Consider the following 16,162-nt stretch of genomic DNA (forward strand, 5'->3'; position numbering starts at 1 on the left):
TGATGATCGTTTGCTTCGACATCGGTGGAACGACCATCAAGGGCGCGGCTGCCTACGCGCCAGATGACATCAGGCCGGCACCCCGCATCCCTACTCCAAAAACCAGTTTCGAGGATTTTGCCGCGAGCTTGAAGGCGGTCATAGACGCAAGCGGCACGACACCGGACTGTGTGTCGCTGTCGATTGCCGGGGTCATCGATGCGGAGACCGGCAAGGCGACGGTCGCCAACATTCCAAGTATCCATGGCAGGCGGTTGAAAGATGATCTGGAGAAGGCACTCGGCCTGCCGGTCATCGTTTCCAACGATGCCGATTGTTTCGTGATGGCCGAATCGAAGATTGGTTCTGGCAAGGGACACCGCGTTGTGTTCGGCGTCATTCTCGGAACGGGTGTCGGCGGCGGACTGGTGATCGATGGCAAGCTCATCAACAGCGATGGTGGTTTTGCCGGGGAATGGGGGCATGGTCCGGTTGCCGCGACATCTGCCGGCAATCCCCCCGCCATTTTGCCGCGTTTCGAATGCGGCTGCGGGCTTACCGGCTGTGTCGACGCCATTGGCAGCGCCCGCGGCATGGAAAAACTGCATCAGCATCTGTATGCGAAAACGATGAGCAGCGAAGAGATCATTGACGCCTGGCAGAGCGGCGATGCCGAAGCCGCACGGACCATCGACATTCTCATCGACATCCTTGCCTCGCCTCTCGCCATGGTCATCAATGTCACGGGCGCGACCATTGTGCCGGTTGGAGGTGGGTTGTCGAACTCGAAAGAATTGCTCGCGGCGCTGGATGAGGCCGTCAGAGCGCGTATTCTCAGACGCTTCGACCGCCCTCTGGTCGTTCCGGCCATATGCCGAATTGAGCCGGGGCTTATTGGCTCCGCCGTTCTCGGGTTGAAATTTGCCGAAAAACCGGAAATCGCCTGACCCCGGCCAATTGTTTAGCGCGCCAGTTTCTCTCGTCTGAAACCAAGCCCGATGAGCCTTCCGGCAAGATGGGAAAGCAAAGGAAACCGGGCGATGGTGCGAACAAAGCCCGGCGGACCCTTGGCTTTCTGCGCATCGCTCTGATCTTTCTTGCGGCGGCTGCGCATCATCAACTGCAATTTCTGCGTCGCCTTGGTCGGGAAGGACCGCCGCACCTCAATGGCAGCCAGTGCCTTGTCTGGCACCGCACCGTCAAAACCAAGCGCCGGGATCAGAATATTGGCAGCGGCAACCGCATCCTGGATCGCCAGATTGACGCCAACGCCGCCAATCGGAGACATGGCATGCGCGGCATCCCCGATGCAGATCAGACCCGGCCTCCACCATCGTTTAAGGCGATCGATCCTGACACTCAAAAGGTGGACATCACTCCAGTCTCCGATCTCCAGCAACCTCTCCGCAGGCAGAGGGCACACCTTGGCAACAGCATCTCGAAAAGCATCGAGCCCCCTGCTTTTCATCTCGGCAAACGTGCCTCTGCGAACCACGTAGCCGCACTGCCAATAGTCACCACGGTCGATCAGGACAAAACCCTGTTGTGGTCCCGCATGCCCCATCGTTTCCCTGGGGTCACCGGGTTGTTTTGAAAGCCTCAGCCACAAGACCTCGGTTGGCTGACCGAAACTTTCAACCTCCAGCCCGGCCTTGTCGCGAACAATGGAGTTGCGCCCGTCTGCACCGATCACAAGATCCGTTTCCACCACGAGTGCGCCATCTGGTGTTTCAACCTCGAGCCCTGACACCCGACCGTTCTGCTCGACAATGCCGCAAACACGAGCATTCATCATCAACCGAAAACTATCGTATTGGCCGGCCTTTCCGGCCAGAAAACTCAAAAACTCCCATTGCGGCATGAAGGCGATAAAACGGTTCTTGACCGGCAGACGCGAGAAATCGGCGATTGTGATTCTCTCACCACCGATCTCGGCATGGAGTTTGGGGGCACGTGTGTGCGGAAGCTCGAGAAACTCGCGGATGAATCCAAGCTGCTCGACAATATCGAGCGTGGACGGGTGGATCGTATCACCACGAAAATCGCGTAGAAAATCGCCATGTTTTTCGATGACGGCAACATCGACGCCGGCTCTTGCCAGCAAAAGCCCGAGCATCAAACCCGCTGGCCCTGCCCCGGCAATCGCAACCCGTACCTTGATGCGACCCGCCCGCCCGGCATCGGCCTGCGCCTGCGGATTTGCCTGGTTCATTCCATCCACTGGAGAGCCCCCTCTCGCATCAAACATTCATACTGGCAGCGGCACATTTTTTGGCTGTGGCCAGCCGTTGGCGTCGAAACGAAAGAGCTTTTCGGATCGCGCAAAAATAAAAGCGTAAGCAACCGCCGTCCACAAGCCGAGCAACAGCCCCGCAGCGACATCGCTTGGATAGTGCGCCCCAACGATGACACGCGAAATGCCGATGACAAGCGCCAACAACAGGAACACCCAGCGAAACCGGGGCATCAGCATCGCGAACACCCCGAAAAATGCGCCAGCGGCCGTAGAGTGCCCGGAGGGAAAGCTCTCGTAGAGATTGTCGCCGGTGAAGGGCGTGAGACTGTAAGCGCCCAACTCCAGAAGCAATTCAGGCCGTGCACGGCCTATCAAAAACTTCAGGGCATGAACAAGAACGCTGGCAGTTATGATGGTCAGAAAGAAATAGGTGAGAAGCCGCCACGCTGCCTTCAGACGTCCCGAATAGGTTCTCGCCTGGAAAATGCGGGCGGCGATGTAGACGCCGATAGCCAGAACACCGGAGGAATACAGCATCCATCGGAAGGTACCGAAATCGGTAACCGCCCTGTTGAAAGACACCACCGCACCAGGAAGGGCCTGCGCCCGCTCGGACAGCCGCGGGTCGAACGGCATGAAGACACACACAAGAATAAGGCTCGTGGCAAAGATCCAACCGCTGGAAACAAGGAAACGTCGCATTCAGGTCCTCTTATCGTTTTCAAGCATATGGCTTTACCGTTCCCAAAAACAATAGCAGGGCTTTGAGCTTGTTATGGCCGGGTTTCACTTGTAGAGCCTAGAAACGGATGATTGAGACTGTCGACGGGCTGAACATGACGAATGCCAAGAACACGCCACGCAAATTGACGATTTTGGGATCGACGGGTTCCATCGGCACCAGTACGCTGGATGTGGTGCGGCAGCTTGGCGGTCGTAATGATTTCGAGATCATGGCACTGACAGGTGCTGGCAACATCGCACTTCTGGCAGAACAGGCACGCGAATTCGGCGCCAAACTCGCTGTCACGGCAGACGAAGACAGGTACGAGGACCTCAAATCCGCCCTCGCAGGCACGGATATCGTGGTCGCTGCCGGCAAAACGGGCCTTGAGGAAGCCGCGTCAATGGACGCTGGCTGGGTCATGGCGGCCATTGCCGGAACGCCCGGTCTTGCTCCGACGCTCACGGCGGCGCGACGCGGCGCCGATATTGCCCTGGCAAACAAGGAATGCCTCGTTTCGGCTGGCGACGTTTTTCTGCGTACCGTCAAGCAAGGGGGCGGCAAACTCATTCCCGTGGACAGTGAGCACAGTGCCATTTTCCAGTGCCTGACCGGCGATCATAAACAGGCTGTCGAACGGATCGTCCTGACCGCATCAGGCGGACCATTCCGTACCTGGACGCGAGAACAGATGGCGGGCGTCACTGCGGACATCGCCCGCGCTCATCCCAACTGGTCGATGGGGCTGAAGGTTTCCATCGGCAGTGCCTCGATGTTCAACAAGGGGCTGGAAATGATCGAGGCGAAATACCTCTTCGATCTCAGACCCGACCAGGTGGAAGTCATCGTCCACCAACAGTCCATCATTCATTCGATGGTCGGTTATTCCGATGGCTCCTACATCGCGCAGCTTGGGTCGCCGGATATGCGAACCGCGATTGGCTACGCCCTGACCTATCCGGCACGAGGTCAGCTCAATGTCGAACGGCTGGATTTTTCACGGCTTGCGCGCCTCGATTTCGAAGCGCCCGATGAAGAACGCTTCCCCGCACTTCGGCTGGCCCGTACCGCGCTCGAACGCGGTGGACTGCAGGGCGCTGTGCTGAATGCGGCTGAAGAAACCGCCTTTCACGCTTTCGTCGATGGCAATATCGGCTTTCTCGATATGGCTGAGATCGTTGAACGTGTCATGGACCGCATGAATGACGGCCGCTCTGCCTCAACAACGGAAGACGTTTTTGCGGCAGATGCCGAAGCGCGCCGTCATGCGCAGGAACTGATTTCCGCCAAAGAAAAGGCCGCTTGAAGCGGCCATTTTCGTCTTTTCTCTTTATCGCGTCTCAGGCCACGGCACGCGCCAGCGCACAGTGCGACCAAAGCTGATGCAGCGCACCGACAAGATGCTCGATATCGGCATCGCTGTGCAGCGGCGTCGGCGTGATACGCAGGCGCTCGGTCTTGCGCGGTACGGTCGGATAGTTGATCGGCTGAACATAAACGCCGTGGCTGTCGAGCAGAATGTCCGAAATCCATTTGCACTTTGCCGCATCCCCGACCATCACCGGTACGATGTGGCTGGGATTGTCCATGTGCGGGATGCCGCGCGCGTCGAGAAGTCCACGCAGCTTGCGAACCCTCTCCTGATGGCGGGCACGTTCAAACGGGCTTGCCTTCAGATGCTGTATCGAAGCGACCGCACCGGCTGCGAGCGACGGCGGCAACGCCGTTGTAAAAATGAAACCCGACGCGAAAGAACGGATAAAATCACACACTGCGGCCGAGCCGGCAATATAGCCGCCCATGACACCGAATGCCTTTCCGAGCGTACCCTCGATGATCGTCAAACGATCCATAATGCCTTCGCGCTCAGCAATGCCACCACCACGCGGACCATACATGCCAACCGCATGGACTTCGTCCAGATAGGTCATTGCGCCATACCGGTCGGCGAGGTCACAAATCTCTTTGATCGGCGCAATATCGCCATCCATCGAATAGACGGACTCAAAAGCAATCAGCTTCGGCGCAGCCGGATCGGCAGCCTTGAGCTTTGCCTCAAGGTCTTCGAGGTCGTTATGCTTCCAGATCACACGCTCGCAACGGCCATAACGAATGCCTTCGATCATCGAGGCATGGTTCAGCGCGTCGGAAAAGATGATGAGGCCAGGAATTTTTTGACCGAGAGTTCCGAGTGTGGCCCAGTTGGAGACGTAACCCGAAGTAAAGATCAGCGCCGATTCCTTGCCGTGCAGATCGGCCAGTTCGCGCTCGAGAAGAACATGGTAGTGGTTGGTGCCAGAAATATTCCGGGTGCCTCCCGCACCCGCGCCACAGTGGTCGATCGCCGCTTTCATCGCTTCGACAACTTTGGGGTGCTGACCCATACCGAGGTAGTCGTTGGAGCACCAGACGGTCACATCCTGACGTTCGCCATTGGCGTTATAACGTGTCGCACGGGGAAAATTACCCTGATGACGCTCGATATCCGCGAAAACACGATAGCGGCCTTCAGAGTGCAAACTTTGCAGTTCCGCCGTGAAAAATGCCTCGAAATCCATTCCATGCTCCAGAATTGATCGCTGTGTTCTCTGCCTCGTGACCGGAACCGTCAACCCCGTTCAGCAAGTTTAGCCACGCCTGCGTCAATACGCCGTTGTTTTGAACCATTCCAATAAAGCTCTTATACGCCCAGATGGGAAGTGCAAACTTGATCCACATCAAAAAAGCGCGAGATTTGGAACCTTTGGTGACAAAGCCCGTTCTATCGAACGCAATCAATTTACGCGTAAAGGAATGCCGGCACAGACAAGGCTTCCCTAAAGCGAATCGAATTGATAGTTATTTGTGGCGGTCGGAAATTGCAGTCGCCGCAGAGATAAATATGGGACGCCTACCGAGCCACAGAGCTCATTGTAACGTTGGAGAGAGTTTCATGAAAAAGGCAATCATATTTGCGCTGGTCGGCCTGTCGCTTGCAAGCTGCACCCAGACCGAAAAGGGAGCTTCGATCGGCGCCGTTTCCGGTGCGGTCATCGGTGGCGCTGTAACGGGTAACGTCCGTGGCGCAGCAGTCGGTGCAGCGATCGGTGGCGTAGGTGGCGCCCTTATCGGTAACGCTTCTGAACCAGGTTATTGCTACTATCGCGACCAGTACGGTCAGCGTTACACGGCTCGTTGCCGCTAATTACAAGACGCAATAGCGTTGCACAGAAGCCCCGGTTCTCCGGGGCTTTTTGTTTTTAAGGCGGTAAATTGGAGTCCGAGAGTCCTCAAAGCGGTTCATTTATGATTAAATTGCAACGTTAACGGAGAGGAAACGGGTTGGAGCGAAAATAAATGCTCAACCATAAAGCAGCTTATGCGAAAAACACGAACTGCCCCGAAGACAAGTATTGCGTATCGGAAAGTCGGCACCGCTTTGGCGGTTGCTGTCGCGCTAGCTGCGTACCCAGCCCTCATCCGTGATGCCTATGCTTTCAAACTGTTCGGGATTCGGCTGTGGGGATCGGACGAGCCGGAAGTCGAAGTCACCAATCCCGTCAGCTATTCCGTCACCTTGAACGCGCCGGATGCGGACAAGAGCCTCCGCAGCAGCCTTGAGAACAGCTCTCTCCTTCTTGCAGACAAGGACAAGCCTGCTTCGGGCGATCTCGGCTTGCTGATCAAGGCCCGCGATGATCGCGACCGTTTGATCGCAGCACTTTACGAAAACGCCCGTTACGGTGGCATCGTGACCGTCACGGTTGCCGGCACGAATGTCGATGCGCTGCCGCCAAACCCTGTATTCGATCATTCTGCACCGGTTCCTGTGGTCATCACGGTTACACCCGGCCCGGTGTTCACACTCGGCGCTGTCAGACTCGAAGGTGACGTGACCGGACGCAATCTTGAGGATTACGGCCTGACGACCGGCGGCGATGCCGGTTCGCTCGCAATCATTCGCGCTGGCAACAAGCTGATCGACGATCTCAAGGCTGAAGGTCGCCCACTGGCGAAACTGACGAAACGCGAAGCGGTCGCAAACCACGCAACCAACACGGTCGACATTACCATGGGAGCCGAAGGCGGGCCGATTGCACCGCTTGGTGAGGTTGCCGTCAAAGGTGAAAAGACGGTTGATGGCGATTTCATTCGCCGCTATTCGCGCCTCAATGGCGGCGAACCCTATTCACCTGAGAAGCTGCGCAAGGCCTCGGACCGACTGCGGCAGCTTGGCGTATTTTCCAGCCTGACAATCAAGGAAGCGGGAACCCTTGCCCGCGACGGGTCCATCCCGTTGACCATCGAGGTCTCGGAAGGCAAGCACCGCTATTTCGGCGTTGGTGCGCAATACTCCACCACTGAAGGTATTGGCCTGCAGGGTTATTGGGGACATCGAAACCTTTTCGGCAAGGCAGAATCGCTTCGTATCGAAGGCGCTGTTTCGCGCCTGGGTGAAGCCTCCAGCGTCGAAGGCATGGACTATTCGGCCGGCATTACCTTCACCAAGCCGGGCATGTTCAATCCCCGTACCACCTTCAAGACCAGCCTGATCGCCAAGACCGAGCATCCGGATACATATGAGGCACGGTCCATTACCGGTGCGGCCGGTTTCAGTTACGAACTGAACGATACGGATACGGCATCCGCCGGCCTCGAGGTGCAATGGACGGATACCGAAGATGCCTTTGGTAAAAACCAGTATCTGACGACATCCATCCCCCTTGAATTCGTCCGGGATACCCGTGACGACAAGCTCAATCCGACAGAGGGCTTCCGCGCCTCGATTGCAGCCAAACCAAGCTATGAGGCGCTGAACGGCACCTTCTTCTCGTCCTTCGAAGGATCTCTGACGGGTTACAAGGGATTTGGCGCCGAAGACCGCCTGGTCATGGCTGGAAAACTTTCCGGCGGCGTTCTGGTAGGCGGCAGCGAGCTGCAGGATATTCCCACCACCCGTCGCTTCTACGCAGGCGGTGGCGGATCGGTTCGCGGTTACAGCTATCAGGAGATATCGCCCTACAATGATGCAGGCGATGCAACGGGCGGCAGATCCTACATCGTCAGTTCGGTGGAAGCTCGTATCAAGCTGACCGAGACGATCGGCATCGTGCCGTTCATCGATGCGGGCGTTGTCTCTCCTGACATGGCGCCGGATTTCTCTGATATTCGCGCAGGTGCCGGTATCGGCCTGCGTTATGCGACCCCCTTTGGACCTCTGCGTCTCGACGTCGCCATGCCGCTTAAGAAATATGAAGACGGCAACAGTTTCGGTATTTACGCCGGCATTGGCCAGTCTTTTTAGGCATCGCGGTCGAACGACCTTAAAACTGAGTGTAGATTACCTTTTATGACGATGTTGATTCGATTGTTGAAGTGGCTGGGATACATCGTTTTATGCGGTGTTGTACTGCTATTGCTTGCCGTTCTGTTCGTCGGCTTTACACCGATCGGCGCGAGAATTGCTGCAGACCAGGTTTCTTCACTCGTTTCGTCACCGGACCAAACGATTGAAATCTCGCCGCCGCGCGGCCTGCTGACCGGACGTCTGCGGCTGGACAACGTCACCCTTTCCGACCGTCAAGGTGCTTACGCGCGCGTTGATGACATTGCCGTAGACTGGTCGCCGCTGTCCTTGCTTGCCGGCACATTTCATGCTGACATGGTTTCGGCGCGCTCGATCGAGGTGGATCGCAAACCGCTTCCTGCGGCAGAGAAGGCAGAAACAAGCCCCAGCGGTTTCTCACTGCCAATCGAAATCGGCGTCGATAATTTCAATTTCCCGGATATCAGCCTTGCAGAACCATTGCTTGGGCGTTCTTTCGACCTTCGCGCCGAAGGCAGCTTGAAAGCCGCAACTGATGACATCAGGCTTTCTCTCGCAGCAAACCGACAAGATTTGCAGGATGCCGAAGTCAACGCCGACATCGCCTTCCTGCCGAACGAGAATGTTCTCAAACTCAAGGCGGAACTGAGGGAACCCCAGGGTGGCCTGCTGGCAACGCTGCTATCGCTTCCAGATGCACCTGCGGTGTCAATCGATCTCAATGGCGAAGGTCCGCTTTCCGACTGGACCGGCACACTGAACGGCAATGTCGCTGGCAATCGCGTTCTTAATCTTTCCGGCCACCACGTATTGGCTGCGGATGGTGCGCGCCGCATCGAAATCACCGGTGGCGGACAGCCCGACTTGCTGCTCCCCCCTGATTTCCGTCAGCTCTTTGCAGGCGAAACAAAGCTCGACGCAACGACAACAATCTTCCCGCAGGGCCGGATAGAGGTTGGCAACAGCACACTGGAAACACGTGCCCTGCTTTTGACGGCATCGGGCAACATTGACCCTAATGGTCAGAACGATCTCAACGCCAATCTCATCGGCATGGCTGGACCGGTCGATTTTCGCTGGCCGATTGAAAATGGCGAACTCCAGGCTCTGATTGACGGGATTGATCTTTCCTTGCGTGGCAATGCCGACGCAGCAAGCCTCAACGCATCCGCGTCGATACGCAGCCTGTCTCTGCCACAGGGAAAGCTGGATGCTGTCAAGCTGACGGCAACCAGCAAGGACCTCAATCTCACGGATCGCAGTGGTACCGTCGAAACCGTGCTTACCGTCGCTCAATCGTCGTTCACAAGCCCGGACATTGATCGGGTCGTGCGGGCGCCCGTGACAATCAAGGCACCTTTGAAGGTCAGCGAAACGGCAATCGGTTTCGATGGCGCGACATTGGAAAGCGCCAGCGTCGGTGGGACGATCAATGGAGCATTCGATCTTTCCGGCAAAAGGCTGTCGTCTGCGGTTCGACTTTTTGCACTGCCGGCAACGCTTCCTGAAGCACTAGCCTCCAAATTCGACACCACGATCGCGCTGCAGGGCGATATCGATCTTGTCATCGGCGGAAGCACGAGCGTTCGCAATCTCGACCTGAAATCCGGCACGCTGGAAGCGGCTGGCGATGTCAGTCTGGAAAATGGCTCGATCAGAGCAAACCTCACCGGACGGTTGCCGCAACTTCAGAAGCTGACACCACAAGCGACAGGAACAGCCGACTTCACGATCGATGCCAGCGGTGCGTTGTCTGCACCCGACTTCAATATCGGCATCAGTTCGGAGAGTGCTGTTCTCGCTGGGCGTAAACTTGAAGCACTGAAACTCAACGCGAGCGGCAAGGCAGACGCTTCAGCCCCCCAGGCAAAGCTGACGGCAAGCGGCAGTCTCGATAAACAGGCGATCAATGTCGATGCAAACGTCGTGCAGACGGAAACGGGAACGGCGATACCGGAACTGAATGTCGCGGTCGGGAAGAACATTCTGAAGGGGCAGTTGCAGTTTTCGCCTCAGTTTCTTCCAGAAGGCAACCTGTCGTTCGATTTCCCGGACCTTTCCCTGCTCGCGGCTCTGGCCGCACAACAAGCCGCGGGTGACGTTGCGGGCAACATCGTTCTCAGCAACGACAATGGAAAGATCGCCGCAACGATCAAGGCCAATGGCGGGACCATCAGGCAGGGCACGACCACGATTTCCAAGCTCGCTGCCGATGTAACCATCGATGACCTGCAGGCGTTGGCAATCAATGGGACGGTGAAGGCAGACAGCATCAATGCCGGTGCGGCCGCGATCTCCGGGCTGACCGCAACCGTCGCTCACACGGGAACGAGCACCGAATTCAATCTCAACGGTCGCTATGACAATGCCCCCATTGTCGCGAAAGGTAGCGCCGAAACCGGCGGCTCTCCGATGACGGTCCGGATCGATGAGTTCTCTGCAGCGCCAAAGGGTATTCCGGTTCGTCTCGAAAAGCCGACCAGCATCGCCATCCAGCAAGGCACGGCGCGAATTTCAGACCTTGCAATCGTCACCGGTCAGGGGCGCATTGAAGTCAACGGAACCGCAGGCTCCGCTCTCGATCTGAATGTTGATATCCGCGCGCTGCCTGCCAGCCTGGCCAATGCTTTTGCCGCCGGGCTGGATGCCGCCGGTAATATTTCCGGCACTGTTACGGCCAAGGGCGCCGCATCCGATCCGGCAGTGACATATGACTTAAACTGGGCGGATGCTGCAGTATCCCAGACCAGGGCAGCGGGTCTCGCACCGCTTGGTATCAAGGCCAACGGCCGTTTTGCCGGTGGCAACCTGCAGATCGACACCAATGTGACCGGCCAGGGCGGCATGGCACTTTCCGGTGGCGGTTCGCTCGGCATCTCCGGCAACCGACCGATTTCCATGGCCTTCTCCGGCAATTTGCCGTTTGCTGCCCTTGCCGCACAGACTGCCGCACAGGGTCTCGATGTCAGTGGAACGGCCGCAATCGACGTGAAGATCAGCGGAAGCGCGACATCACCCGTGATAACCGGTTCCGTCACGACCGATGGCACCCGTGTGATCGACGTGCGCCGGAACCTGACGTTGAACGATGTCGGTGCCACTATCACCTTCGACCGCGATCGCGCCGTCATTTCGCGCCTGACGGGCAAACTGGCCGGCGGCGGTACGATTTCAGGCGCCGGTTCGGTTGGCATAACGGGAGGCTTCCCTGCCGATCTGACAATCACGCTCAACCGCGCCGGTTATAATGATGGGACATTGGTCACAACCGTTGTCAGCGGCACAGTGACGCTCAAGGGGCCATTGCTCAGCGGCCTGGTTCTTGGCGGCAATCTCACTCTGGACAGAAGTGCGATCACCATTCCCGAACGGCTTCCGGCATCACTGACCGAAATCGATGTGAAGCACAAGAACGCTCCCCCTCAGGTCCGTGCCCAAAACAAGGCACTTGGTGCAGACCAGGGCGGCAGTGGCAGTTCCTCGACTATCAACCTCGACCTGCAAGTCAACGCGCCGAGTGGTATTTTTGTCCGTGGCCGCGGTATCGACGCAGAACTGACCGGCAATCTGACCATTCGCGGTACGGCTGCGGTGCCGGTTATTTCCGGCGGTTTCGAAATGCGCCGTGGACGACTGGAAATTCTCACCCGCCGCCTGGACTTCAATACCGGCAACATCACGTTTGGCGGCGGTCTGGTGCCTGTCCTGGATATGGAAGCGCAATCGTCCGTTGGATCGACAACGGTCACGGTCGCTGTGACGGGCAATGCCAATGATCCGGCATTCGTTTTCTCGTCCTCACCGGTTCTGCCGCAGGATGAAGTGATGGCGCAGTTGATCTTCGGACAATCCATGTCGAAACTGTCTGCCTTGCAGATTGCCCGACTGGCGGATGCCGCAGGACAATTGGCCGGTGGTCGCTCCACGTCCCTCTTCGACAAGCTGCGAAGCAATCTCGGCGTGGACGATCTCGACATCTCGACTGACTCGGAGGGACAAGCACGTGTTTCGGCCGGGAAATACCTCAACGAACGAACCTATCTCGAGCTGCAGCAGAGCGGCGATTCCGGCGCCAAGGCGATCATCAACCTTGACGTCGGCAAGGGCGTCAAGCTGCGTGGTGAAGCCGGTGGCGACGGTGAAGGGGCGGCCGGCATATTCTACGAGAAGGAGTATTGAGACCCTTCGCATTTAGGTTTGCGAAACGATCTTGTGTTACGAATCTCCCTTATGAAGCCGGAAGTCTCCTCCCGGCCGTTCAGGCACCAGGCAGAACGCCAAACTCCGCATATGCAAGTGTCGGTGCACTTGCTCTGGCCTCCTCAGCGAAAATTGGGAAGAATTCTGATGGCAATGATTAACTCCACCAACTTTGGCGGCGAGACGCTGGAAATCATCGCATTCCGCCTGCACGATCAGGAATTTTGCGTCAAGACAACGACGATCCGCGAAATTCGTGGCTGGGCGCCGTCGACCCCGATCCCACACGCTCCTAAAGACGTTATCGGCGTCATGAACCTGCGCGGTTCCGTTATCCCGATCATTGATCTCGCACACAAGCTGGGCATGAAAAGCACCGTCGCAAACGAGCGTAGCGCCATTGTTGTCGCAGAAGTGCACAACATGGTCATCGGCATGCTCGTTGACCGCGTTTCCGACATACTGACCATTCCTGCCAACCAGGTTCAGCCGGTTCCGGAGATTTCCGCCTCGTTCGACAAGTCATATTCCGAGGGCATCATCGCTAACGAGCATGGCATGATCTGCTTCCTCAACCTGGCAAAAATGTTCAAGGGAACGGAAGCGGAAGACCTCGCGGCCTGATCCGAAACAAAGTCATATCAAAGTAGTTTTCAAAGCAAGCGTAGCTCGGTGCCGATCTTGATATCTGAGAAGAACAGAGCCTGCGTTTCCTGAACAATAAAGCCACCGGCGGCCCCGCTCGGTGGCTTTTATTTTTATTTCCCTCAAATCAAATAAGAACATTTTAATATTATTTATTTCTAATATTGAAGAGCCAAACGAAGTCACACAAAACGATACGAACAACGTTACTTCATTTGCTCGAGACGAAGAGGGAATTCATCTTTTTCAACACTCTACAGCGGTCCGCAGAGCGACAGACTGTACCGTGTGGCCAAATCTGGGGGACGTCCAATGCTGGGGCTTGGGAAAAGTGCAGACAACAAAAACGTTCTTGATGCAATATCGAAATCGCAGGCTGTCATCGAGTTTGACCTCAAAGGCAATATTCTGACGGCAAACCGCAATTTTTGTCAGGCGCTCGGTTACGAGCTTTCGGAAATCGTCGGCAAGCATCACCGCATCTTCTGCGATAAGGAACTGGCCGCGTCTCATGAATATCAGGAATTCTGGGCTTCGCTCGCGCGGGGCGAGTTCCAGGCGAATGACTACCGCCGCATCACCAAAACCGGCTCGGTAATCTGGATCGAGGCATCTTACAACCCGGTCTTTCGCTCCGGCAAACCGTACAAGGTCGTGAAGATCGCGACAGACATTACCGCAAAGAAAATCAAAGCCGTTGAAGATGCCGGAAAGCTTGAAGCGCTTTCGCGTTCGCAGGCGACGATCGAATTTTTGCCCGACGGCACCATCATCACGGCAAATCCGAACTTCTCCAACGCGGTCAATTACGATCTGAAAGAAATACAGGGCAAGCACCACCGCATGTTCTGCGACCCGGCCTATGCTGCCTCCCCTGCCTATGCCGACTTCTGGCAGCGTCTGGCAGCAGGAGAATTCATCTCCGACGAGTTCGTACGATATGGAAAAAATGGCAAGGAAATCTGGATTCAGGCCGCTTACAATCCCGTTCTGGATGACGCCGGAAAAGTCGCGAAGGTGGTCAAGTTTGCGACTGACGTAACGCCGCGTATGAGCGCAATCACTGTACTTGCAGGCGCGCTCCGAGATCTCGCCGACGGCGACCTGTTGCAAAGGCTTGAACAGACATTCGTGCCGAGCATGGAGCAGTTGCGAAAAGACTTTAACGAAGTCGTGGCCAAGCTGCAGACGACAATGCAGACGGTTGCCCACAACGCCTCGACCATCGCATCCGGTTCAAGCGAGATACGGATGGCCGCCGACCAGCTCGCGCAACGAACCGAACAGCAAGCCGCATCTTTGGAAGAGACCGCTGCTGCTCTCGAGGAAATCACCACGACAGTGGCGGACGCCAGCCGACGCGCTGGCGACGCAGGAAAGCTTGTCTCTGACACCCGAGACAACGCCGACAGCTCCGGCAAGATCGTTCAGCAAGCCATTTCGGCGATGGATGAAATCTCTCGCTCATCGGGTGAAATTACCAACATCATTGGCGTCATCGATGACATCGCCTTCCAGACCAACCTTCTTGCGTTAAATGCAGGTGTTGAGGCGGCACGTGCAGGCGAGGCCGGCAAGGGCTTTGCCGTCGTGGCGCAGGAGGTGCGTGAACTTGCCCAGCGCTCGGCCCTCGCCGCCAAGGAGATCAAGTCGCTGATCAACAAGTCCCGCGAACAGGTTGCAAATGGCGTGGATCTGGTGGGCAAAACGGGCAGCGCCCTGCGAGACATCCTCTCACAAATGACGGAGATCGACACCAATGTCGCCGCGATCGTCGAAGCTTCGAGAGAACAGGCCAACGGTCTCGCCGAAATCAACCAGGCGGTAAACGTCATGGATCAGGCGACACAGAAAAATGCTGCTATGGTGGAAGAAACCACGGCAGCAAGCCACGGACTTGCCAAGGAAGCTGCCGATCTGCACCAGCTCCTTGCCCAGTTTAAGATCGCACAGGAACAGCAAATCCGCGTCATGCAGTCGGCAGACATCAGGAAAGCGCCAGCTCCAGTTGCTAGGCTTTCCCCTCAGCCGAGATTTGCAGCGACTGGCACATATGCCAATGTCGCCGCCGATTGGACGGAGTTCTGAAAGCGGAGCGACTTAAGCGGATAGAATGAGCCTGTCGGCGCGGGTGAAGACTTCAAAGTCTTCACCGCGAACGATAGCCACCAGCGTCATACCTGCCGTCTCAGCCGTTTCGATGGCCAGCGCCGTTGGAGCAGAAATTGCGACCAGCATCGAGCTTCCGAAGATCGCCGCCTTCTGAACCATTTCGACTGACAGACGACTGGTAACAACGACAACGCCTGTAGCCCCAGAATAGCCGGCATTGATCGCAGCGCCGACCAGCTTATCCAAGGCATTGTGACGCCCGACATCCTCTCGAACAGCAACCAGTCCCTTGCCTGGCACATAGAAGCCCGCACCGTGAACCGCGCGGGTCTGTTGATGCAAGGGCTGTTCATCATTCAACGTCTTGATCGCTTCGACCAGTTCACGACCTGGCAGCTTCAGGCCCACAGCGCCGACATCGGGAATGGGCCGAACCGCCTGTTCGATGGATTCAATGCCGCAGAGACCACAACCTACCGGGCCTGCCATATGTCGACGACGTGCCCTGAGAACATCGGCCTTCTCGTCTTGAAGTCCGATCTGCACATCGAAACCCTGGCCGGCATCAACGACCTCAATGGTTTCGATCTCGTCGCGTCGCGATATGATTCCTTCCGTCAGGCTGAATCCGACAGCAAAGTCCTGAAGATCGGCGGGGCTCGCCATCATCACCGCATGGGTTGAACCGCCATAGGAAAAAGCCACAGCCCTTTCCTCCGGTACCGATCGATGACCGGTATCGACAGACCCGCCTTTGGATGCGGTTCTTAGAACACGTCGATAGCTCGCTTCCGCAGACATTCTATGGGCTCATTTCTCTCTGAGACGGGCCAGACGCTCGCCCGGAACTTCAGTCCGCAGCAACGCCACCGTGCGCTTGGCTACAGACAAACGACATTGCTGCGACGATAACGCGCGTCAAGCGCCTGTTCGACCATACCTAGGTATCAGAAACAAAAAA

General features: G+C 56.8%; 11 protein-coding genes. 7 read left to right on the plus strand and 4 right to left on the minus strand.

What is annotated here, in order from left to right:
• The first annotated feature begins 2 nt into the window (after window positions 1–2).
• Window positions 3–926: an ROK family protein gene (locus tag FY156_13910; protein UXS03154.1), complete on the plus strand. Its 924-nt coding sequence runs from the start codon at window positions 3–5 to the stop codon at window positions 924–926.
• A gap of 14 nt (window positions 927–940) precedes the next feature.
• On the opposite strand, the gene FY156_13915 is transcribed toward FY156_13910, so the two are convergent.
• A complete protein-coding gene (locus FY156_13915) occupies window positions 941–2,191 on the minus strand; it encodes an FAD-dependent oxidoreductase (protein ID UXS03155.1) in 1,251 nt (416 codons plus the stop codon).
• 36 nt (window positions 2,192–2,227) lie between these two features.
• Window positions 2,228–2,917 (minus strand): phosphatase PAP2 family protein, encoded by a 690-nt coding sequence (locus FY156_13920; protein UXS02481.1) that lies wholly within the window; start codon window positions 2,915–2,917, stop codon window positions 2,228–2,230.
• A gap of 134 nt (window positions 2,918–3,051) precedes the next feature.
• On the opposite strand from FY156_13920, the gene FY156_13925 reads away from it, so the two are divergent.
• Window positions 3,052–4,245, plus strand: coding sequence for a 1-deoxy-D-xylulose-5-phosphate reductoisomerase (locus tag FY156_13925; GenBank protein UXS03156.1), 1,194 nt, complete (start codon window positions 3,052–3,054; stop codon window positions 4,243–4,245).
• 34 nt (window positions 4,246–4,279) lie between these two features.
• On the opposite strand, the gene hemA is transcribed toward FY156_13925, so the two are convergent.
• On the minus strand, window positions 4,280–5,497 hold the full coding sequence (gene hemA, locus FY156_13930; GenBank protein UXS02482.1) for a 5-aminolevulinate synthase: 1,218 nt from the start codon (window positions 5,495–5,497) through the stop codon (window positions 4,280–4,282).
• A gap of 374 nt (window positions 5,498–5,871) precedes the next feature.
• On the opposite strand from hemA, the gene FY156_13935 reads away from it, so the two are divergent.
• The 5 genes from FY156_13935 to FY156_13955 all read left to right on the plus strand — a co-directional run bounded on the left by FY156_13935 (window position 5,872) and on the right by FY156_13955 (window position 15,177).
• A complete protein-coding gene (locus tag FY156_13935; protein UXS02483.1) occupies window positions 5,872–6,123 on the plus strand; it encodes a glycine zipper 2TM domain-containing protein in 252 nt (83 codons plus the stop codon).
• Window positions 6,124–6,297: 174 nt separating this feature from the next.
• A complete protein-coding gene (locus tag FY156_13940) occupies window positions 6,298–8,223 on the plus strand; it encodes an outer membrane protein assembly factor (protein ID UXS02484.1) in 1,926 nt (641 codons plus the stop codon).
• A 45-nt stretch (window positions 8,224–8,268) separates the two neighbouring features.
• Window positions 8,269–12,423, plus strand: coding sequence for a translocation/assembly module TamB (locus FY156_13945; GenBank protein UXS02485.1), 4,155 nt, complete (start codon window positions 8,269–8,271; stop codon window positions 12,421–12,423).
• A gap of 168 nt (window positions 12,424–12,591) precedes the next feature.
• Window positions 12,592–13,068 (plus strand): purine-binding chemotaxis protein CheW, encoded by a 477-nt coding sequence (locus tag FY156_13950; GenBank protein UXS02486.1) that lies wholly within the window; start codon window positions 12,592–12,594, stop codon window positions 13,066–13,068.
• A gap of 333 nt (window positions 13,069–13,401) precedes the next feature.
• A complete protein-coding gene (locus FY156_13955; protein ID UXS02487.1) occupies window positions 13,402–15,177 on the plus strand; it encodes a PAS domain-containing protein in 1,776 nt (591 codons plus the stop codon).
• A 12-nt stretch (window positions 15,178–15,189) separates the two neighbouring features.
• Here FY156_13955 and fdhD read toward each other — a convergent pair whose 3' ends face one another.
• Window positions 15,190–16,002 (minus strand): formate dehydrogenase accessory sulfurtransferase FdhD, encoded by an 813-nt coding sequence (gene fdhD, locus FY156_13960; protein ID UXS02488.1) that lies wholly within the window; start codon window positions 16,000–16,002, stop codon window positions 15,190–15,192.
• Window positions 16,003–16,162: the final 160 nt, after the last annotated feature.

Origin of the sequence: Agrobacterium tumefaciens, assembly GCA_025559845.1 — a bacterium.
Classification (GTDB): domain Bacteria; phylum Pseudomonadota; class Alphaproteobacteria; order Rhizobiales; family Rhizobiaceae; genus Agrobacterium.

Coding starts and splice junctions, on each gene's coding strand:
- FY156_13925 (UXS03156.1), top strand. CDS start 3,052: ATGACGAATGCCAAGAACACGCCACGCAAATTGACGATTTTGGGATCG.
- FY156_13950 (UXS02486.1), top strand. CDS start 12,592: ATGGCAATGATTAACTCCACCAACTTTGGCGGCGAGACGCTGGAAATC.
- hemA (UXS02482.1), bottom strand. CDS start 5,497: ATGGATTTCGAGGCATTTTTCACGGCGGAACTGCAAAGTTTGCACTCT.
- FY156_13955 (UXS02487.1), top strand. CDS start 13,402: ATGCTGGGGCTTGGGAAAAGTGCAGACAACAAAAACGTTCTTGATGCA.
- FY156_13945 (UXS02485.1), top strand. CDS start 8,269: ATGACGATGTTGATTCGATTGTTGAAGTGGCTGGGATACATCGTTTTA.
- fdhD (UXS02488.1), bottom strand. CDS start 16,002: ATGTCTGCGGAAGCGAGCTATCGACGTGTTCTAAGAACCGCATCCAAA.
- FY156_13915 (UXS03155.1), bottom strand. CDS start 2,191: ATGAACCAGGCAAATCCGCAGGCGCAGGCCGATGCCGGGCGGGCGGGT.
- FY156_13935 (UXS02483.1), top strand. CDS start 5,872: ATGAAAAAGGCAATCATATTTGCGCTGGTCGGCCTGTCGCTTGCAAGC.
- FY156_13920 (UXS02481.1), bottom strand. CDS start 2,917: ATGCGACGTTTCCTTGTTTCCAGCGGTTGGATCTTTGCCACGAGCCTT.
- FY156_13940 (UXS02484.1), top strand. CDS start 6,298: ATGCGAAAAACACGAACTGCCCCGAAGACAAGTATTGCGTATCGGAAA.
- FY156_13910 (UXS03154.1), top strand. CDS start 3: ATGATCGTTTGCTTCGACATCGGTGGAACGACCATCAAGGGCGCGGCT.